Source organism: Methylomonas defluvii (assembly GCF_033949435.1).
In the GTDB taxonomy this organism is placed as follows: domain Bacteria; phylum Pseudomonadota; class Gammaproteobacteria; order Methylococcales; family Methylomonadaceae; genus Methylomonas; species Methylomonas defluvii.
Window position 1 is genome coordinate 61,555 of the sequence record NZ_JAXARY010000014.1, and the last position, 18,951, is coordinate 80,505.

An 18,951-nucleotide genomic window follows, 5' to 3' on the forward strand; every position below is an offset into this window, starting at 1 on the left:
CTATTTCTCCGACTTACTAGGAGCTAACGAGTGCGGAGAATTGTCGGGAACAATCTCCGCCAGTTTGACCGGACGCTGCCAGCTAGGCACGCTAAGCTGCTTACTCCGGCTAAGGGTTAATTGATTTTCCGGTGTATCTCGGGTAATGGTCGAACCGGCGCCGATTGTCGCGTTTTTTCCGACCGTTACCGGTGCCACCAATTGGGTATCGGAACCGATAAACGCGCCGTCTTCGATTATGGTTTTAAATTTATTCACGCCGTCGTAATTGCAAGTAATGGTGCCGGCGCCGATATTGACCTTGCTACCCACTTCGCTATCGCCAATATAGCTTAAATGGTTAATTTTGCTGCCGGTGGCGACAGTGGATTTTTTGATTTCTACGAAATTGCCGATATGCACATGATCGGCCAGCTCGGTTTGCGGCCGCAACCGGGCGAACGGGCCTATGCGGCTGCCGGCGCCGACCGAAGCGTCCTCGATCACGCTGTTAGCGAGAATTTCGACATCGTTGGCGATGCTGGCGTTTTTAATCAGACAATTGGGACCGATTTTTACATTGGAGCCGATGCGATTAACGCCTTCGAAAATCACGTTGATGTCCACATCAATATCCTGACCCAGTTCGGCAAAACTGCCTCTGACATCCACCCGAGCCGAATCGCGCAGTGTGACGCCTTTTTCCATCAATGCTTGCGCCTGTTCCGCTTGATACACGCGCTCTAGATGCGCCAATTGGCTGCGATTGTTTACACCCAGCACTTCGTCCTGGCTACCGGCTTGAGTGGTTTCGACGGTAAGGCCATCTTCCACGGCCATTTCAATAATGTCGGTTAAATAATATTCGTTTTGGGCGTTGTTATTGCTCAGCCTGGACAACCATTGCTTCAACTGGCTACCTTTGCAGGCCAGGATGCCGGTATTGCCTTCGCTGATTTGCAATTCCACTTCGTTGGCGTCTTTTTGCTCGACTATTTTGACAACAGCATGATCTTTATCGCGGACTATGCGGCCGTAGCCGGTGGGGTCGTCCAGGTTGACCGTCAGCAATGCCAAGGACGTCAAGCTGACCTTGTGCAATAAGGTTTGGATGGTTTTGGCCTTTAATAAAGGTACATCGCCGTATAGAATCAATACGGTGTCCGGATCGTCGACGTGGTGAATGGCTTGCTGTACCGCGTGCCCGGTGCCTAGTTGCTGTTTTTGCTCTATCCAGGTAGCGTCCAAGCTACTCAAAGCTTGTTTGACAGTCTCGCCGCCGTGGCCGTAGATGATAAAAATCTGATTATTTTCCAGCGAAAGACTTGTTTCGTAGACATGCTGCAACAACGCTTTATTGGCAATTTCATGCAGTACTTTAGGCCGCGACGAACGCATTCTGGTGCCTTGGCCGGCCGCCAAGATGATGGTTTTAATCGACATTGCTATTCCTTAAAACAAAAAAAGCCCGATAACGTTGCGTCATCGGGCTTATATTTTTACGCGATAAATGGTTTACGCACCACGTTTTCTTAATCTTTCCAAGGTTCTTAATTGGTTTACAGCTTGCGCCAATTCGGCTTGCGCAATCGCGTAATCGTATTTACCCGATTTATCGCTGAGCATTTCTTCCGCTCTGGCTTTGGCTTGTAGCGCCGCCGCTTCGTCGATGTCCTTTGCTCTGATCGCGGTATCCGCCAAAACGGTTACCAAATGCGGCTGCACTTCCAGAAAGCCACCGGACACGTAAAACGCTTGATAGTCTTTATCGCTCAGCTTAACCCGAACTTCACCGGGTTTCAGCTTGGTGATTAACGGCGCATGGCGCGGCGCGATACCGACATCGCCCATTTCCGCCGGTGCAAAGACCATTTCAGCCAAGCCGGAAAAGATTTCCTGCTCCGCACTGACGATGTCCACATGAATTGTCATTGCCATGTTAAAACTCTCCTATGAGGTGGTTTACATGCCTTTGGCTTTTTCAATGGCTTCGTCGATTGTGCCGACCATGTAGAAAGCTTGCTCGGGAAGACTGTCGTATTCGCCGCTGATAATGCCTTTGAAACCGGCAATGGTATCTTTCAGGGACACGTATTTACCTGGAGAACCGGTGAAAACTTCGGCAACGAAGAACGGCTGAGACAAGAAACGTTGGATTTTACGCGCTCTGGATACGGTCAGTTTGTCGTCTTCCGACAATTCGTCCATACCCAAGATGGCGATAATATCGCGCAGTTCTTTGTAGCGTTGCAAAATACCTTGTACCGAACGGGCAACTTCGTAATGTTCCTGACCGATAACCAAAGGATCAAGCTGACGGCTGCTGGAATCCAGCGGATCAATAGCCGGATAAATACCCAACTCGGCGATTTGGCGCGACAATACCACGGTCGCGTCCAAGTGAGCGAAGGTAGTAGCAGGCGACGGGTCGGTCAAGTCATCCGCAGGCACGTAGACCGCTTGGATAGAAGTGATAGAACCGGTTTTGGTGGAAGTAATCCGCTCCTGCAACACCCCCATCTCTTCAGCCAGTGTAGGCTGATAACCTACCGCGGAAGGCATACGTCCCAGCAGCGCCGATACTTCGGTACCCGCCAAGGTATAACGATAAATGTTGTCAACGAAGAACAGTACGTCACGACCTTCGTCGCGGAAAAACTCCGCCATGGTCAAACCGGTCAGCGCGACGCGCAAACGGTTGCCAGGTGGCTCGTTCATTTGACCGTAAACCAGTGATACTTTGTCGATAACGTTGGAGTCGGTCATTTCGTGATAGAAGTCGTTACCTTCACGAGTCCGCTCACCGACGCCAGCAAATACCGAGAAACCGCTGTGCTCAATCGCGATGTTACGGATCAATTCCATCATGTTAACAGTCTTGCCTACACCGGCACCGCCGAACAGACCGACTTTACCGCCTTTCGCGAACGGACAAACCAAGTCGATTACTTTGATACCGGTTTCCAACAATTCGTTGGCTGGCGCTTGTTCGTCGTAGGAAGGGGCGTCACGGTGGATAGTCCACTTCTCTTTCTCACCGATAGGCCCTTTTTCATCGATCGCCTCACCGAGAACATTCATGATGCGTCCCAGAGTTGCTTGACCGACCGGTACCTTGATCGCTTCGCCAGAGTTGCTGACTTCAACACCACGGCTCAAACCGTCGGTGGAACCCATCGCAATGGTCCGGACTACGCCGTCGCCCAATTGCTGCTGAACTTCCAAAACCAGACCGCCCTTAACATTTAACGCATCATATACTTTCGGCAGGTTATCGCGTGGAAACTCCACGTCTACGACCGCACCGATGATCTGAACGATTTTACCCAAACTCATTATGTCGTCCTCTTTTAAAATCTCTAAACTTGTCTTGATGCACTAAACAGCAGCAGCGCCGGCCACGATTTCGGAAATCTCTTGCGTAATTGCCGCCTGTCTGGCTTTGTTATAAACCAGTTGCAATTCTTTAATGATATTCCCGGCGTTATCGGATGCGCTTTTCATTGCCACCATTCGGGCAGCCTGCTCGCAGGCGTTGTTTTCCACTAAACCTTGGAAAACCGCGGATTCCACATATCGGATCAATAAACTGTCCAATACTTCTTTAGCATCAGGTTCGTATAAGTAATCCCAGCGACCTTTGGACTCTTCAGCCAAATCACCCACAGCAACCGGCAACAATTTTTGCACCACCGGTTTTTGTGTCATGGTGTTTACAAAGTCATTACTAATCAAAAACAACTCGTCAATTTCACCGGCGGCGAACGCATCCAGCATGATTTTGATCGTGCCGATAATTTCGCTCTGATGCGGTGTATCCCCCAATTTCGAGACTTGTCCTATCAGGTTAGCTTTGATCATGCTGAAAAAACCCGCCGCTTTGCTACCGATGGTGCAGACGTCTACTTCGATCTGGCGGCTTTGCCATTGCTGCATTTCGCCTAAAACTTTTCGAAACAAGTTGGCATTCAGACCACCGCACAAACCTCTATCGGAGCTCACTACGATGATGCCGATGCGCTTCACTTCGCGTTCGATCAAAAACGGATGCTTGTATTCGGGATTGGCATAAGCCAGATGTTTGATGATCTGGCCTATCTTTTTCGCGTAAGGCCGGGTGGCCTGCATTCTGTCTTTGGTTTTACGCATCTTGCTCGCCGCCACCATTTCCATGGCCCGAGTAATCTTCTGAGTATTTTTAATACTCGCGATCTTGGTACGTATCTCTTTGCCAACAGCCATGTGCGGACCCTTTACCAGCTACCGGTTTTGACGAAACGTTCAATGGCATTGTGGATGCCTTTTTGAATGTCGTCGTTGTAGTCGCCTTTCTCGTTGATTTTAGCCATCAAAGCAGATTCGTCGGCATGCATGAAGTCCAGCAAGGCCGCTTCGAAATCGCGGACTTTTTTAACTTCCAGACCATCAAGGAATCCAGCGTTAGCCGCGTACAAGGAAACACTCATGTCCGCAACCGACATCGGCGCGTATTGGTTTTGTTTCATCAGCTCGGTAACCCGTTGGCCGCGTTCGATTTGCTTGCGTGTGCTTTCGTCCAAATCGGAAGCGAACTGCGCAAACGCCGCCAATTCGCGGAACTGCGCCAAATCCAGACGAATACCGCCGCCCAGCTTTTTGATGATCTTGGTTTGTGCCGCGCCGCCAACCCGAGATACTGACAGACCGGCGTTAACCGCAGGACGAATACCCGAATTGAACAGACCGGTTTCCAGGAAGATCTGGCCGTCGGTGATGGAGATTACGTTGGTCGGTACGAAAGCCGATACGTCGCCGCCTTGGGTTTCGATAATCGGCAATGCAGTTAATGAACCGGTTTTGCCTTTTACTTTTCCGTTGGTCAGTTTTTCGACTTCAACCGCGTTAATACGCGCAGCGCGTTCCAGCAAACGTGAGTGGATGTAAAACACGTCACCAGGGTAGGCTTCACGACCTGGCGGACGACGCAACAGCAAGGAAATTTGCCGATACGCCCAAGCTTGCTTGGTCAAATCGTCATAAATGATCAGCGCATCTTCACCAATGTCGCGGAAATATTCGCCCATTGAGCAACCGGTGTAGGGTGCAATAAATTGCAGCGCTGCCGATTCAGAGGCCGAAGCCACCACGATGATAGTGTGCTCCATCGCGCCGTGCTCTTCCAGTTTGCGAACCACGTTGGCAATAGAAGAACGTTTTTGGCCGATAGCGACATAGATACATTTAATGCCGGTACCTTTTTGATTGATGATTGCATCAATCGCAATGGCTGTTTTACCGGTCTGTCTGTCGCCGATGATTAACTCACGTTGGCCGCGACCAACCGGAATCATCGAGTCAATCGCTTTCAAACCGATTTGCACCGGTTGATCTACCGATTGTCTGGCAATAACGCCGGGGGCAATTTTTTCGATTGGGGAGCTCAATTTGGTTTCGATGGCGCCTTTACCGTCGATAGGGTTACCCAAGGCATCGACCACACGGCCCAACAATGCTTCACCCACCGGCACTTCTAAAATTCTACCGGTACATTTAACGGTATCGCCTTCGGTGATGTGTTGGTAAGCACCGAGCATTACCACACCGACCGAGTCTCTTTCCAGGTTCAAAGCCATGCCGTAAGAGCCGCCAGGGAATTCCAGCATTTCGCCTTGCATTGCTTCCGACAGACCGTGAACCCGAACAATACCGTCGGTGACACTGACTACGGTGCCTTCGGTATGTGCCTCAACATGGGCGTCGAAGTTCTCGATCTTCTTTTTGATCAGATCACTTATTTCTGATGGATTTAATTGCATTTTATTTTCCCGCTCTAACTCTTAAAGTCTTTTAGCTAATTGATGAAGCTGGCCTTTGATAGAACCGTCGATGACTTTATCGCCCGCTTTAGCGAGGATGCCCCCAATTAACGATTTATCGACAGAAACGGATGCATTGACCTTTTTATTCAAAAGCTTTTCCAGCATGGCGACATACTTGCCTTGCTCGGCTTTTGTCAGAGAATACGCGCTGTATAAATCCACATTGGCGTAGCCTTCATCGTCCGCCTTGTACTGCTCGAACATCACCGAAATTTGCGGCAGTAAGGGCAGCTTGTCATTTTCTATCAACACTTTCAGAAGATTCTTGGCTTCGTCATGTATCTGATCCTGGCAAATATCCAGAATCAGCTGTGCTGTATGCTGTTTGCCAACCCGAGGATTTTTAACAATGGCAGCCAATGCCTCATCCTGGATAACCAAAGACAAAAACGTCAACGAATCGGACCATTGTTTGGACGACCCCGTTTCCTTGGCACGCTTGAAAGCTGCTTCCGCGTAAGGTCTTGCTAATGTCGATAACTCAGCCATTGCTTAACCCAATTGATCCGCTGCTTTGCTGAGAATGTCTTGATGCTTGGCTTTGTCGATTTCTTCTTTCAAAATCTGTTCAGCGGCACGCAAAGCCAGTGAGGATACTTCCTTGCGCAAGCTCTCTTTGGCTTGCAGCATTTCCTGCTCTATCTGGGCTTTTGCTGCTTCAAGCAAACGCTCGCCTTCTTTTTTGGCTTGATCTTTCGACTCTTCAACCAGCTGATTGGCGCGTTTTTGCGCTGCACTGACGATTTCCGCCGATTGTTCTTTTGCTTCCTTCAGCAGGCTCTTGGCTTTTTTCTCGGCCAATTTAATCTCTTCCTGGCCCTTCTCGGCCGCGGCCAAACCTTCGGAAATTTTGGTTTTGCGCTCTTCCAGAGCGGCAATGATCGGTGGCCAGACATACTTCATGGTAAACCAAACCAGAAGTGTGAAAGTTATCATCTGCCCGATCAGAGTAGCATTGATGCTCATTGATGCTTTCCTCGTAATGCCGTTGTCATTCTATCGGTACTGCGAAAGGTACTGACCGATCGCACCTAACCGATAAGTGCTTAATTAACCCGCGACGGATTGAACGGCTGAAAGGAATGGGTTTGCGAAGGTCAACATCAAAGCCAAACCAACACCGATCATGGTTACCGCGTCAAGCAAACCGGCGATGATGAACATTTTGACCTGCAACATTGGAACCAACTCAGGTTGACGAGCAGCGCCTTCCAGGAATTTACCACCCAACAGACCGAAGCCGATAGCAGTACCGATTGCGCCCAAGCCCAAAATGATGCCAACTGCGATAACGGTGAAGCCTTGTACGTTGGCAATTAATGATGCGAGTTCCATAGTGTCTCCTAAATATTGATATGAAAGTTGAAAATAAAACTATTAATGATCTTCGTGCGCCAAGCTCAAATACACAATGGTTAACACCATGAATATGAAGGCTTGCAGGGTAATAACCAGGATGTGAAATACCGCCCAAGGAAAACCCAGCAATGGCTGAACGATAGGTGGCAGCAAAGCGATCAGGATAAATACCAGCTCACCGGCATATAAGTTACCGAATAACCGCAGGCCCAGCGAGATAGGTTTCGCCAATTCTTCAACTGTTTTCAGCAGCAGATTGAACGGCATCATTTTCGGGCCGAAAGGAGTGCAAGTCATTTCCTTAGCAAACCCCATCAAGCCTTTAACCTTGATGCTGTAAAAGAAGATCAGGACGAATACGCTGATCGACAAGGCAAAGGTACCGTTCAAATCGGTACTCGGCACCACGCGCATGTATTCCATGCCCATCAAACTGCCTATCATCGGCAACAAATCCACCGGCAACATGTCCATGGCATTCCACATGAACACCCAGCAGAAAATCGTTAACGACAACGGCGCAATTAAAGGACTACGGCCATGAAAACTGTCCTTAACTTGGGTATCTACGAATTCGACCAAGGTCTCCGCAATATTTTGCGCCAAGCCAGGCACGCCGGATGTCGCTCTTTCCGCTACAGTTTTGAAAAACAGGATGAACAATCCGCCCAAAAACGCGGAGAAAAACAAGGTATCCAGATGCAATGTCCAAAATCCCTCACCCACCGATAACGGTGTCAAGTGATGGACTATATAACCGGTTGCGCCACCTTCAGTACTCATTTGTCCTCGCTAAAAAACTAATCACGCCACAAAAACAGCGCAAACCAAAAAACCGACAACACTGCGATGTAACCCACCATCAGCGTTAAGAAATCAACAGAGGGAATCTGTAAAACGATAGAAAACAGGGCTACCGTCAAAATTAACTTAACCGTTTCGCCTGCATAAAATGCATTAACGATACCCTGCGCGCCCAAATCCTTGGCCAGATAGACTTTGTAGGCAAAATACAGATTGGGCAGTAAAGCCACAAACCCTCCGAATAACGGAGACACTGCACTTTTCCAACCGCCTATCAATAAAAATCCCGACGCCACTAATGCAGCCATCAGGACTTGTCCAAAAACTACTTTTCTGACAGTAGAAAAATCATTTCTAGCTGTCATGTACTTCCCCTTTCGTCTTGAGCTGGGCGATTATATCCAGCCAGCACGTCTAAAGCAAGGTAAGCACGTTCAGCAAGAAGCAACCAGCGTCGCCACCTTGTTGATTTGGCAAGACTATCCCAACGAGCCCACTGTCCACACCTAGCCGCTACAGATGTATTCTAAACTCTCAATCCCAACGCTTACAGCAATACGCATGCCATTTCGTAACATATTGATTTTCTGCAATGTTACCCAAAACGGCATTGTAGCAAATCCGACAAAGCACCGAACCATGACCGAAATACGACATTTGCCAGCCCCGAAGCACTCAATTGATTTTCTTTATGATGCCTTCCAGCTCTTCCAAACTGGTGTAAGTAAAAATCAATTTACCTTTGCCGCTGCTCTGATGATTGATTTCCACCTTGGCACCGGTCCGCTCACTCAGATCGCGTTGCAAACGCAAGGTATCCGGATCTATTTTTTTTACTACCGCAGGCTTATCTTCATGCTGTTCGCGCACTAACTTTTCTACCGCTCTGACGGTCAAGCCCTGTTTGACGGCCTTATTGGCGATTTCAACCTGTTTGGCTTCGTCCAGCCCTAGTAATGCGCGGGCATGCCCCATTTCCAGCAAACCCTTGCCCAACATGCCTTTCACTTCGCCAGCCAACTCCAGCAAGCGTAATAAATTGGTGACCGTGGTGCGCGACTTGCCTACCGCGGCGGCGATCTGCTGATGGGTGAGTTCGAATTCGTCCTGCAAACGGTGCAAAGCCTCGGCTTCTTCCAGCGCATTCAAGTCCTCGCGTTGAATGTTTTCAATCAAGGCTATCGCCATTACCGAACGATCATCCAAGTCCTTGATCAATACCGGCACGTCCTGCAACTCGGCCAATTGCGCCGCCCGCCAACGGCGTTCGCCGGCGATGATTTCGTATTTTTCGCTATCTATTTTGCGGACGATGATGGGCTGGATAATGCCTTGCGCGGCAATCGAATCGGATAACTCCTTCAGCTTCTCCGGATCCATGTCCTTGCGCGGCTGATACTTGCCGCGCTGCAAAAACTCGATGGGCAAACTTTGCGTGTCTTGAGATTTTCCCGGCACCGGCGCGCTCACGTCGCCCAGCAACTCGCTCAAACCTCGCCCTAAACCGCGTTTTTTTTGCATCATTTTTTTGCCGCTTTTTCTTTTCTGATCATTTCACCCGCCAACGCGATGTATGCCATCGCGCCGCGTGAAGCTTTATCGTAAGCCAACACCGGCACGCCATGGCTAGGTGCCTCAGCCAGACGAATGTTTCTGGGGATAGTAGTCCTAAAGACTTTGTCACCGAAATATTCGATTAACTGGTCGGAAACATCCTTACCCAAGCGGCTACGGCTATCCACCATGGTTCTGAGGATACCTTCCAGATACAAACCGGGATTGACGCTATCGCGGATGCTGCGCAGGGTGGACATCAGTGAAGACAATCCCTCCAGCGAATAATACTCGCACTGCATCGGAATCAACACGCTGTTGGCGGCCACCATCGCATTCAAGGTCAACATGTTCAACGATGGAGGACAGTCGATCAAGATATAGTCGTACTGATCTTTTATAGCCAATAAAGCGTCGGCCAAGCGCCGCTCACGATGCTGCGCGCTCATCAGCTGCACTTCGGCAGCGGTTAAATCGGCATTGCCGGGAATCAAATCAAAACCCAGCTGCTTGTTTTTCACGACGATTTCCGAAACAGGCACTTCCTCCAGCAACAACTCGCAGCTGGAATATTCGATTTCTTCCTTATTCACGCCGCAGCCCATCGCCGCATTGCCTTGCGGGTCCAGGTCGATTAACAACACCTTGCGCTTGGTAGCCGCCAATGCCGCCGCCAGATTGACGCTAGTGGTGGTTTTGCCGACGCCGCCTTTTTGGTTGGTAATCGCGATAATCTTAGCCATGCTTGGGTTTCTCCAGTCGAATCAGGCAGCGTTCGGCGTCTATGCCGGGCACCGTCAGCGGAATCACGCTGTATGTTGCGGCCAAGTCTATCAGTTCCTGCTCGGGCTGCTGACCTTTCATCGCCAGCAGTACACCGTCCTCCGCCAGCAAATGCCCGGTAAGTTGCAGAATATCCGGCATGCTGGCAAACGCCCGGCAAAGCACAGTGGAAAATAATTCTGCCGGCTCCAGCAGTTCAACGCGGCTATGCACGACCTCAACATTTTTCAGCTTCAACTCCAGCAAAGCCTGCTGGACGAAGCGGGTTTTCTTGGAGTTGGAATCGACTAAGGTGAAATGACAATCCGGCCGGCAAATCGCCAACGGAATGCCTGGCAAGCCGGCACCTGTACCGATGTCGGCAACACGCGAACCATGAAGATACGGCAGAATCGCCAAACTATCCACAATGTGTAGACTGACCATCTCCAGCGGATCGCGCACCGCCGTCAGGTTATAGGCTTTGTTCCATTTTTCAATTAGTTTTATGAAGGCTAGCAAGCAAGTGACTTGTGGCTCAGGCAGCGCAAGATCGGCAAGGCCGGCATTTAAACGGGTGATAAGTGAATCCATGTCAATTCAAAATGAAATCCAGGCAAGCCTTTTCAAAGCGACCCCCGTCAGAACTCGCGTTATTTCGAACATTTAAAGCTTTAGCTCCAAAACAAACTCAACATACCGGCGCATTGCGGAACAGTAGTTGCGAATTGTTTTTGGCTCCCTTTGACTAGTGATTTTTTGCACGATGTTGTTTATATCTTCCTCTGATTTGAGTAACGACGGCGTTATCTCTTGCCCAATAAGCGTTGCTACTGAGCGAAGATAGGAGATATACGAATCTGGTGACGAAGCAACATGATCATTTGCACCAACACCGCGTTTCTGAATAAACTCAAGATATTGCTTTTCATGCTGAATCATTAAATTGTTCCTAGCTCCCATATTTTACAGTGGACAATCCTTAGTTATAAACCGAGGAACGATGATCCAACCCTACCACCAGAATCAAAAGCCGGTCATCGACTATCCGTGCCAGAATTCGATAATCGCCAACGCGATAACGCCACAACCCCGCCAAAGGCCCTTGCAAGGCTTTGCCGTTAGCACGCGGGTCGTCGAGCACTTGCAATTTTAACCAGTAATCCTGCAGCCGCTTTTTGGTGGTGGCGTCCAGTTTGGCGAATTGCTTGGCGACTTTGGGGGTAAATTCGACCCTATACCCCATGCTCGGCGATTAATTTGTCCAAAGGTATCGAGGCTTCGCCACTGGCGATGAAATCGCGGTAGGCGGCTTCCGCAGTCTGCGCATCGGCCTTGTCTTCCAGATAACTTTCCAGCAAGCGGTCAACAAATTGCGCAAGACTTTGACCTTCGTCTTGCGCGGCATGAATCAGGCGGCTTTCGACATTGGCAGGTAATTCAATCATCGCATACGCTCCTAAAGTGGGCTAATGTCTTGGCAGATTATCAAGCGCTTTTCTTCTTCAAATGCACCAACAACAACGAAATCGCCGCCGGGGTAATACCCGGAATCCGCGAGGCTTGCCCTAAGGTTTCCGGGCGTTGTTTTTTGAGCTTTTCGCTGACCTCATTGGAGAGCCCAGAGACCAGGCTGTAATCGACATTTTCCGGCAACTTCAAGTGTTCGTAACGTTGAGTACGGTTGATTTCGGTTTGCTGACGATCGATATAACCGGCATATTTGGCTTGGATCGCCACCTGTTCGGCCACTTGCTCATCGATTTCGGCTTCATCGCTGAAACGCAGCAGATTCTCGACATCCACTTCCGGCCGGCGCAGCATTTCCATCAGGCTGGCTTCTTTCAGCAACTTTTTGCCCCACAATTGCTCGGCCAGTGCGGCTTCATCAGATTCGGTGCGTATCCATTTTTTTGCCAGCTTGCCTTGTAAATTGGCGATGGCTTCACGCTTTTCTTCAAAGCGCTGCCACCGGGCATCGTCAACCAAGCCCAGCTCGCGGCCTTGTTCAGTCAAACGCAGATCTGCATTGTCTTCGCGCAGTTGCAAACGATATTCGGCGCGACTGGTAAACATCCTGTACGGCTCGGCGGTGCCGCGCGTGATCAAATCATCGATCATTACGCCGATGTAGGCTTCGTCACGGCCAGGACACCAACTTTCCAGGCCTTTGGCCAGACGCGCCGCATTCAAACCGGCGATCAAGCCTTGGGCAGCAGCTTCTTCGTAGCCAGTGGTGCCATTGATTTGGCCGGCGAAGAACAGTGCGTTCATATGCTTGGTTTCCAGCGAGGTTTTCAAATCGCGCGGATCGAAAAAATCGTATTCGATGGCATAACCGGGACGGACGATTTCGGCATTTTCAAAACCGAGCATGGTCCTGATAAACCGATACTGAATATCGAACGGCAAGCTGGTGGAAATGCCGTTCGGGTAAACTTCATTGGTCGTCAAGCCTTCCGGTTCGACGAAAATCTGGTGTGAATCGCGGTCGGCAAAACGCACTACCTTATCTTCAATGGACGGACAGTAACGTGGCCCCACGCCTTCGATAATGCCGGAATACATTGGCGACCGATCCAGACCGGAGCGAATGATGTCGTGGGTTTCTTGATTGGTGCGGGTGATATGGCAGCAAATTTGCCGCGGATGCTGTTCGCGGCTACCCATGAAGGAAAATACCGGCAGCGGCGTGTCGCCGTGCTGTTCCTGCAACTTGCTGTAATCGATGGTTCGGCCGTCGATACGCGCCGGGGTACCGGTTTTCAAACGGCCAATACGAAACGGCAGCTCCCGCAAACGCTCGGCCAAGGCAATCGATGCGGCATCCCCAGCCCGACCGCCGCTGTAATTTTCCAAGCCTATGTGGATACGGCCAGCCAAGAAAGTACCGGCGGTCAACACCACCGCTCTGGCGTTGAACTCCAGCCCCATCTGGGTTTTGACACCGGTCACCCGGTCGCCCTGCACGATCAGATCGGATACGGTTTGTTGAAACAGCGCCAGATTGGGCTGATTTTCCAGCGCTGTGCGCACCGCTTGCTTGTAAAGCATCCGGTCCGCCTGCGCCCGGGTCGCCCGTACCGCCGGGCCTTTGCTGGCATTCAAGATACGGAACTGGATGCCGCCTTTATCGATGGCCTGCGCCATAATGCCGCCCAGCGCATCCACCTCCTTGACCAGATGACCCTTACCAATCCCGCCGATGGCCGGGTTGCAACTCATCTGCCCTAGGGTCTCAATGTTTTGCGATAACAACAGAGTTTGCGCCCCAGAACGGGCAGCAGCCAAGGCTGCCTCGGTACCGGCATGGCCACCACCCACTACTATCACATCAAAGTCTTTCTGGAATTTCACAGGCAATCTATGTTCAAATAAAACGTTATTTTAATAGCTTGCGGAGAAAAAAGCATGAGAAAACAAAACCCCAACAAGGACTTGCAAGACAAGCCCAATAAAAACCCGGTGGCGAAATTCGCCCATCAGTTCAACAAAGCGCAGGTTTTCGCCGACAAAACCCGCTATCGCCGCAAAGCCAAACACGCTGGCCTGGAGCCTTTCGTAATCGTTGCCAACTCAGCAATTACGAAAGGCTCCAGGCCAGTGGCCATCGCTTCTGCTGCCAAGCAGAAGCGGGCACTTGCCGCTTAATGCCGCAGATTGAGGACTCCCACAGCAGTGAAAGCAAGCATAGAAGATAAAGTTCAAACCCGAATTCCCACCAAACACGGCGAATTCATCCTGCACTACTACAGCAACAGCCTCGACAAAAAAGAACACGTCGCCTTCGTAAAAGGCGAGGTAGCAGGCAAGGAAGACGTGCCGGTCCGCATCCATTCCGAGTGCTTTACCGGCGATGTGCTGGGCTCACGGCGTTGCGACTGCGGCGAACAGCTGGACATGGCGCTGGATCTTATCAATACCGCCGGTTGCGGCGTACTGATTTATCTACGTCAGGAAGGCCGCGGCATCGGCTTGCTGAAAAAACTTCAGGCGTATAACCTGCAAGACCAGGGCCTGGATACCGTGGATGCCAATATCAAGCTAGGTCATTTGGCCGACGAACGCCAATACGACATTGCCGCGCTGATTTTGAATAGCTTGCAAGTCCGCTCTATCGAATTGATCACCAACAATCCATTGAAAATCGACGAACTGACCAAGTTGGGCATCAAGGTGAACAACCGCATCGCCATCGAAACCCGCATTCATCAAGACAATCTTGAATATCTGAAAACCAAAGCCGAACGCATGAGCCACATGCTGTCGATGCCTAACAGCAAATAACCCGCATCATGCTTGAACAATTGAAATTGCCGGTCTCGGCCCTAAAGCTGGCGATTGACTTGCCCAGTGCCGTGCCAAGCGCACAACACAACGTCATCCTCGGCCAAACGCGCGCTCAATCCGCTTTAGCGTTTGGCATTGCGATGAAGGCGCCGGGCTACAACATCTTCGTGATGGGCGACCCCGGCACCGGCCGCCTGTCCATGGTCAGCCATTATTTAAGCACCTATGCCGAACAACAAGAATCGCCGCTGTCTTATGCCTACGTCGATAACTTCGAGAATCAGCGCGAGCCGGTGGCTATCGAACTGCCATCCGGGGAAGGGCATGCTTTTGCCAAGGACATCGAAAAGCTGATCGACGACGTGCTGGCCACCTTTCCCGCCGCCTTCGAAAGCCCGAGTTACCAACAAAAAAAGACGGCGATAGAGCGCCGCTTTAACCAGCGTTACAACGCCGCCATCGACCTGGTCGACGCCAAAGCCCGGGAGATGAGCGTAGCGCTATATCGTGACAGCGACACCATCACTTTTCTACCAATCCGCAACGATAAAGCACTGGACGAAGATCAGTTCACCCTGCTGCCGCAGGCCGAACGGGATGCCTTCCATCAGCACACCGAAGAATTGGAAGAATTTCTCGGCGATGTCTTATTGGAACTGCCGCAATGGCGCCGGACATTGGTGGAGGAAATTCGCCAACTTGATAACGACACCATCAAGCAAGCCTTGGAACCCTTGCTGGCCGAATTGAACGAAAAATATCAGAACGTCGACGATGTCATCACCTACTTGGCGGAAATCGAAAAAAGCCTGAGCAACACCATCGGCGAATTGCTGATGCCCAGCCGCAGCCAGGACAGCCGAGAGATCATCGCCAAACGCGCGGCTTTGATCGAGCAATACCTGCCCAACATCCTGGTGGATTGCAAACACGATGGCAACGGCGCACCGGTGATTTACGAGCCGCATCCGATCTATCAGAACCTGTTCGGCCGCATCGAGTACATCAGCGACCAAGGCACGCTGGTGACCAGTTACCGGCGCATTTGCCCCGGCTCCTTACATCGCGCCAACGGCGGTTATCTGATCCTGGACGCGGAAAAAGTCCTGACCTATCCCTTCGTCTGGGAAGGCCTGAAACGCGCACTGCAAGCCGGCCGCATCGAAATCGAGTCGCCATATTCCGAGCTGGGCATTAACACCATCACGCTTAAACCCGGCGTCATCCCGCTCAATGTCAAAGTCATCCTGGTCGGCTCGCGCGATATTTACTATTTACTGGAAGAGCTGGATAGCGAATTCAACGAAATGTTCCGGGTGCTGGCCGACTTTGATGACCACATCAAACGCAGCCCGGACAACGTTAGCCAGTTTGTGACCTTGCTAAAACGCCACGCCGCCGACTCCGGCGCCAAAGCCTTGACCGATGGCGCCTTGCTGCGCTTGATCGAATACAGCTGCCGCTTAGCCGAAAACCAGCAACGCCTGTCCGCTCACGTGAACAGCTGCCTGGAAATCATCGCCGAAGCCAATTTGTTGGCCGGCCAAACCAACGCGGCCAACATCGGTAAGGCCGAGATCGAACTGGCACTATCGGCGCGTGAGCAACGCAACGGCCGCATCGCCGAAGCGATTCTGGAAGAAATGCTGGAAGGCACCATTCTGATCGACACTGACGGTGAAGCCATCGGTAAAGTTAACGGCCTGACCGTGATGGACATCGGCGGCAGCAGCTTCGGCGCGCCGGCGCGGATTACCGCTACCGTGCATCCGGGCTCCCGAGGCATTGTCGATATCGAACGCGAAGTGGAACTGGGGCAACCCATCCATTCCAAAGGCGTGATGATTTTGAGCGGCTATCTCGGCCATTGCTATGCCCAGCAATTTCCGTTGGCCATCTCTGCCAGCATTGCCATGGAGCAGTCTTACGGCCACATCGACGGCGATAGCGCCTCGCTGGCCGAGCTGTGCTGCCTGATTTCCGCACTGACGCGCACGCCGATTCAACAAGGCTTTGCCATGACCGGCTCGATCAACCAGTACGGCGAAGTGCAAGCCATCGGCGGCGTCAACGAGAAAATAGAAGGCTTTTTCGAACTGTGCGCGGCGCGCGGTTTGACCGGCAAACAAGCCGTGATCATTCCGGCATCGAACAAACGCAATTTGATGCTGAAACAGCAAGTGGTGGATGCCGTCGAGCAAGGCCTATTTGCCATTTACACCGTATCCAGCGTCGATGAAGCCTTGAGCCTGCTCACCGGACAAGAAGCCGGCACTATCAATGCGGAAGGCCAGTACCCGGAAGGCAGCGTCAATTTCAAAGCCGTCGCCCGTTTAAAGGAAATTTCCGATATGTCGGTGGACGAGGATAAGGAAACCGAGACCGGGGCATAACGCCGTGTCGCTCGGCTCATCAACCAAGATTGCAGCAAGATACAACCCGTGCAGTCGGTGGCAACCGATTGAAAATGCTCACTACAGCTGAGACATGCGTGAGGGCTAGATCTTAAAAACGCGGGCTTCAATAAACCTGGTTAGCCTTAATCGAAGACATTCGGATAAGGCTAACCAAGCAGCTTAGAATACAAAAAAGTTATCGCAAGCTAGGCCATATCGCGCTTGCGATTCAGCCATGACAGGCCGAACAGGGCCGCACCAAAAGCAAGCGGCATTTTTGCCCGTATGCTTTTGTGATTCGTTTAACATATATTTGAAAAATCGCAAAAATAAATTATCGATACTCACTGTGTGGGCAAAATGGGGATTGGCCGCTAAACTTTGTTTCGAAACGCTATTTTCTATCACAGCAGACTGTCTATGAGGCCAGGGCTACTAAAATGTTTGTATTATCCGTAGCCTCAAGGAGATTTGGCGTTGAAATCCAATTCCGACTATAAAGCCAGCATCCTCATCGCCGACGATGTGAAACTGATGCGGGACATCCTCCGCACATATCTGCAATCTGCCGGTTACGAAGTTCAATCCGCCGAGGACGGGCTCGAAGCCTGGCAGATGTTGAACAGCAGCGAAAAGCCGTTTGACATTGTGGTTACCGACCGCAACATGCCGCAGATGGATGGAATGGCCTTATTGGCCAAGATCAAAGCTGACCCGCGCTTTAGCGATCTGCCGGTTATTTTCCAGACCGGTGAATCATCGCGGGAGTCGATCGTGGAAGGCATTCAAGCCGGGGTTTACCATTACCTCACCAAGCCCTACGACGAAAAAATTTTACTGGCTTTCGTAGCGGCAGCGCTGGAAGACAGCCGCCGCCACAAGACTTTGAGAACCCGGATTAGCAACAAAAAGGTGGCGCTGGGTTTATTGAGAAAAGCGGAGTTTTCTTTCCGGACCTTGAGCGAGGTCAATGGCTTGACCGCACTGCTGACCGGGTTGTCATGCAACCCGGAAAAGGTCGCCACCGGGCTTTCCGAATTGCTGCTCAACGCAGTCGAGCATGGCAATCTGGGCATTAGTTATCAAGAAAAAACCGAATTGGTAGGTCAAGGTTGTTGGCGGGAAGAAATCGAGCGCCGACTGGGTTTGCCCGAATATAAAAACAAATTCGTGCAGGTTAAAATCGTTAGAACACCCACTCAGACCATCTTTACCATCAAAGACCAGGGCAAAGGCTTCGATCCATCTCCTTACCTGGATTTCTCCCCGGAACGCGCCTCCGATCTGCATGGCCGCGGCATAGCCTTGTCGCGAATGCTGAGTTTCGACTCACTGGAATACCTTGGAAACGGCAATCAAGTCATTGCCACCGTTAATTTACCGACCTAGGTTCTGCGCTTAAACAAGCTGGCTTACAGGCACTTTTCCAGTAACTCCAAAGACAAATCCGCCACTTTTGGTGTCCACATCTCGGGATTTATCGGAAACGCTTTGCTGATGCCGGTACGCCGATAGCCGCGCCGTTCGTAAAACGCCATCAGCTCGGCCCGACAAGGGATCACCGCCATCACCAAATGATTAACTCCCCAAGTTTGCACGGCCTCTGCTTCCGCCGCCGCCAACAAACGCTTGCCAATCCCCAAACCTTGCATAGCCGGCGCGACCGCCAACATGCCGATATGCCCCTGTTGATCGACTTTTTGTAAATGCACCGAACCTAACAAATCTCCCTGCCGCCGACACTGCAAAATCATAGACCCCGCACCGGCGATTAAGTCCAGAATATCCGCCGCATCGGTGCGCCGGCCATCCAGCAAATCGGCTTCGGTGGTCCAGCCCTGCCGGCTGGATTCGCCGCGATACGCCGCATTGATAAACTCCGCCAATTGCTCGGCATCAGCCGGTTTGGCTCTGGTAAATGTCAGTTCCAACATGATTAACCTCAAAAA

Annotated in this window: 22 protein-coding genes; 4 read left to right on the forward strand and 18 right to left on the reverse strand. The window is 51.1% G+C overall.

Features of this window, described 5'->3' with window-relative positions; genetic code table 11:
• The 17 genes from glmU to mnmG form a co-directional block, all read right to left on the reverse strand.
• Positions 1–1,422 carry a bifunctional UDP-N-acetylglucosamine diphosphorylase/glucosamine-1-phosphate N-acetyltransferase GlmU gene (glmU, locus tag QLH52_RS15285; RefSeq protein WP_319962144.1) on the reverse strand — a complete coding sequence of 474 codons (1,422 nt, stop codon included), beginning with the start codon at positions 1,420–1,422 and terminating at the stop codon, positions 1–3.
• Positions 1,423–1,494: 72 nt separating this feature from the next.
• Entirely contained in the window at positions 1,495–1,917 is a 423-nt protein-coding gene (locus QLH52_RS15290) for a F0F1 ATP synthase subunit epsilon (protein ID WP_033156953.1), read from the reverse strand.
• 24 nt (positions 1,918–1,941) lie between these two features.
• Positions 1,942–3,315, reverse strand: a complete 1,374-nt coding sequence (gene atpD, locus QLH52_RS15295; RefSeq protein ID WP_033156954.1) for a F0F1 ATP synthase subunit beta — start codon at positions 3,313–3,315, stop codon at positions 1,942–1,944.
• Between the two features lie 42 nt (positions 3,316–3,357).
• A complete protein-coding gene (gene atpG / locus QLH52_RS15300) occupies positions 3,358–4,221 on the reverse strand; it encodes a F0F1 ATP synthase subunit gamma (RefSeq protein ID WP_171696980.1) in 864 nt (287 codons plus the stop codon).
• Positions 4,222–4,232: 11 nt separating this feature from the next.
• Entirely contained in the window at positions 4,233–5,774 is a 1,542-nt protein-coding gene (gene atpA / locus QLH52_RS15305; RefSeq protein ID WP_033156956.1) for a F0F1 ATP synthase subunit alpha, read from the reverse strand.
• Positions 5,775–5,795: 21 nt separating this feature from the next.
• On the reverse strand, positions 5,796–6,326 hold the full coding sequence (locus QLH52_RS15310; RefSeq protein WP_319962145.1) for a F0F1 ATP synthase subunit delta: 531 nt from the start codon (positions 6,324–6,326) through the stop codon (positions 5,796–5,798).
• Between the two features lie 3 nt (positions 6,327–6,329).
• Positions 6,330–6,803: a F0F1 ATP synthase subunit B gene (locus QLH52_RS15315; RefSeq protein WP_026602690.1), complete on the reverse strand. Its 474-nt coding sequence runs from the start codon at positions 6,801–6,803 to the stop codon at positions 6,330–6,332.
• Positions 6,804–6,887: 84 nt separating this feature from the next.
• Positions 6,888–7,172 carry a F0F1 ATP synthase subunit C gene (gene atpE / locus QLH52_RS15320; RefSeq protein ID WP_020484117.1) on the reverse strand — a complete coding sequence of 95 codons (285 nt, stop codon included), beginning with the start codon at positions 7,170–7,172 and terminating at the stop codon, positions 6,888–6,890.
• Positions 7,173–7,214: 42 nt separating this feature from the next.
• Positions 7,215–7,979 (reverse strand): F0F1 ATP synthase subunit A, encoded by a 765-nt coding sequence (atpB, locus tag QLH52_RS15325; protein WP_319962146.1) that lies wholly within the window; start codon positions 7,977–7,979, stop codon positions 7,215–7,217.
• A gap of 17 nt (positions 7,980–7,996) precedes the next feature.
• Positions 7,997–8,365 (reverse strand): ATP synthase subunit I, encoded by a 369-nt coding sequence (locus tag QLH52_RS15330; protein ID WP_319962147.1) that lies wholly within the window; start codon positions 8,363–8,365, stop codon positions 7,997–7,999.
• Positions 8,366–8,675: 310 nt separating this feature from the next.
• Complete coding sequence (locus QLH52_RS15335) at positions 8,676–9,524, reverse strand: ParB/RepB/Spo0J family partition protein (RefSeq protein ID WP_319962148.1); 849 nt, start codon at positions 9,522–9,524, stop codon at positions 8,676–8,678.
• A complete protein-coding gene (locus tag QLH52_RS15340; RefSeq protein ID WP_171696985.1) occupies positions 9,521–10,297 on the reverse strand; it encodes a ParA family protein in 777 nt (258 codons plus the stop codon). Before QLH52_RS15340 ends, QLH52_RS15335 begins: the two co-directional genes overlap by 4 nt.
• Positions 10,290–10,910: a 16S rRNA (guanine(527)-N(7))-methyltransferase RsmG gene (gene rsmG / locus QLH52_RS15345; protein ID WP_319962149.1), complete on the reverse strand. Its 621-nt coding sequence runs from the start codon at positions 10,908–10,910 to the stop codon at positions 10,290–10,292. The genes QLH52_RS15340 and rsmG overlap by 8 nt, the downstream gene beginning before the upstream one ends.
• Positions 10,911–10,982: 72 nt before the next feature.
• Positions 10,983–11,258 carry a hypothetical protein gene (locus QLH52_RS15350; protein WP_319962150.1) on the reverse strand — a complete coding sequence of 92 codons (276 nt, stop codon included), beginning with the start codon at positions 11,256–11,258 and terminating at the stop codon, positions 10,983–10,985.
• 40 nt (positions 11,259–11,298) lie between these two features.
• Positions 11,299–11,562 (reverse strand): type II toxin-antitoxin system RelE family toxin, encoded by a 264-nt coding sequence (locus tag QLH52_RS15355; RefSeq protein ID WP_033156961.1) that lies wholly within the window; start codon positions 11,560–11,562, stop codon positions 11,299–11,301.
• Positions 11,552–11,764, reverse strand: coding sequence for a hypothetical protein (locus QLH52_RS15360; RefSeq protein ID WP_033156962.1), 213 nt, complete (start codon positions 11,762–11,764; stop codon positions 11,552–11,554). Before QLH52_RS15360 ends, QLH52_RS15355 begins: the two co-directional genes overlap by 11 nt.
• 40 nt (positions 11,765–11,804) lie before the next feature.
• Entirely contained in the window at positions 11,805–13,673 is a 1,869-nt protein-coding gene (gene mnmG, locus QLH52_RS15365; RefSeq protein ID WP_319962151.1) for a tRNA uridine-5-carboxymethylaminomethyl(34) synthesis enzyme MnmG, read from the reverse strand.
• 54 nt (positions 13,674–13,727) lie between these two features.
• On the opposite strand from mnmG, the gene QLH52_RS15370 reads away from it, so the two are divergent.
• From QLH52_RS15370 to QLH52_RS15385, 4 genes are all read left to right on the forward strand, one after another.
• Positions 13,728–13,967, forward strand: coding sequence for a DUF7230 family protein (locus QLH52_RS15370; protein ID WP_319962152.1), 240 nt, complete (start codon positions 13,728–13,730; stop codon positions 13,965–13,967).
• A 27-nt stretch (positions 13,968–13,994) separates the two neighbouring features.
• The gene (ribA, locus tag QLH52_RS15375; protein WP_020484109.1) at positions 13,995–14,603 is read left to right on the forward strand and encodes a GTP cyclohydrolase II; all 609 of its coding nucleotides are present in this window, start codon (positions 13,995–13,997) and stop codon (positions 14,601–14,603) included.
• Between the two features lie 8 nt (positions 14,604–14,611).
• Positions 14,612–16,999 (forward strand): Lon protease family protein, encoded by a 2,388-nt coding sequence (locus tag QLH52_RS15380; protein ID WP_319962153.1) that lies wholly within the window; start codon positions 14,612–14,614, stop codon positions 16,997–16,999.
• A gap of 480 nt (positions 17,000–17,479) precedes the next feature.
• Positions 17,480–18,391 (forward strand): response regulator, encoded by a 912-nt coding sequence (locus QLH52_RS15385; protein ID WP_319962154.1) that lies wholly within the window; start codon positions 17,480–17,482, stop codon positions 18,389–18,391.
• Between the two features lie 23 nt (positions 18,392–18,414).
• Here QLH52_RS15385 and QLH52_RS15390 read toward each other — a convergent pair whose 3' ends face one another.
• Positions 18,415–18,936 (reverse strand): GNAT family N-acetyltransferase, encoded by a 522-nt coding sequence (locus QLH52_RS15390; protein WP_319962155.1) that lies wholly within the window; start codon positions 18,934–18,936, stop codon positions 18,415–18,417.
• Positions 18,937–18,951: the final 15 nt, after the last annotated feature.

Bases quoted from the DNA above. Each gene is read 5' to 3' on its own strand.
- QLH52_RS15380 (WP_319962153.1), top strand. From the start codon at position 14,612: ATGCTTGAACAATTGAAATTGCCGGTCTCGGCCCTAAAGCTGGCGATT.
- atpA (WP_033156956.1), bottom strand. From the start codon at position 5,774: ATGCAATTAAATCCATCAGAAATAAGTGATCTGATCAAAAAGAAGATC.
- QLH52_RS15360 (WP_033156962.1), bottom strand. From the start codon at position 11,764: ATGATTGAATTACCTGCCAATGTCGAAAGCCGCCTGATTCATGCCGCG.
- QLH52_RS15330 (WP_319962147.1), bottom strand. From the start codon at position 8,365: ATGACAGCTAGAAATGATTTTTCTACTGTCAGAAAAGTAGTTTTTGGA.
- QLH52_RS15350 (WP_319962150.1), bottom strand. From the start codon at position 11,258: ATGATTCAGCATGAAAAGCAATATCTTGAGTTTATTCAGAAACGCGGT.
- atpG (WP_171696980.1), bottom strand. From the start codon at position 4,221: ATGGCTGTTGGCAAAGAGATACGTACCAAGATCGCGAGTATTAAAAAT.
- QLH52_RS15290 (WP_033156953.1), bottom strand. From the start codon at position 1,917: ATGGCAATGACAATTCATGTGGACATCGTCAGTGCGGAGCAGGAAATC.
- rsmG (WP_319962149.1), bottom strand. From the start codon at position 10,910: ATGGATTCACTTATCACCCGTTTAAATGCCGGCCTTGCCGATCTTGCG.
- QLH52_RS15370 (WP_319962152.1), top strand. From the start codon at position 13,728: ATGAGAAAACAAAACCCCAACAAGGACTTGCAAGACAAGCCCAATAAA.
- QLH52_RS15390 (WP_319962155.1), bottom strand. From the start codon at position 18,936: ATGTTGGAACTGACATTTACCAGAGCCAAACCGGCTGATGCCGAGCAA.
- QLH52_RS15340 (WP_171696985.1), bottom strand. From the start codon at position 10,297: ATGGCTAAGATTATCGCGATTACCAACCAAAAAGGCGGCGTCGGCAAA.
- QLH52_RS15335 (WP_319962148.1), bottom strand. From the start codon at position 9,524: ATGATGCAAAAAAAACGCGGTTTAGGGCGAGGTTTGAGCGAGTTGCTG.
- glmU (WP_319962144.1), bottom strand. From the start codon at position 1,422: ATGTCGATTAAAACCATCATCTTGGCGGCCGGCCAAGGCACCAGAATG.
- atpB (WP_319962146.1), bottom strand. From the start codon at position 7,979: ATGAGTACTGAAGGTGGCGCAACCGGTTATATAGTCCATCACTTGACA.
- atpE (WP_020484117.1), bottom strand. From the start codon at position 7,172: ATGGAACTCGCATCATTAATTGCCAACGTACAAGGCTTCACCGTTATC.
- atpD (WP_033156954.1), bottom strand. From the start codon at position 3,315: ATGAGTTTGGGTAAAATCGTTCAGATCATCGGTGCGGTCGTAGACGTG.
- QLH52_RS15310 (WP_319962145.1), bottom strand. From the start codon at position 6,326: ATGGCTGAGTTATCGACATTAGCAAGACCTTACGCGGAAGCAGCTTTC.
- QLH52_RS15315 (WP_026602690.1), bottom strand. From the start codon at position 6,803: ATGAGCATCAATGCTACTCTGATCGGGCAGATGATAACTTTCACACTT.
- QLH52_RS15355 (WP_033156961.1), bottom strand. From the start codon at position 11,562: ATGGGGTATAGGGTCGAATTTACCCCCAAAGTCGCCAAGCAATTCGCC.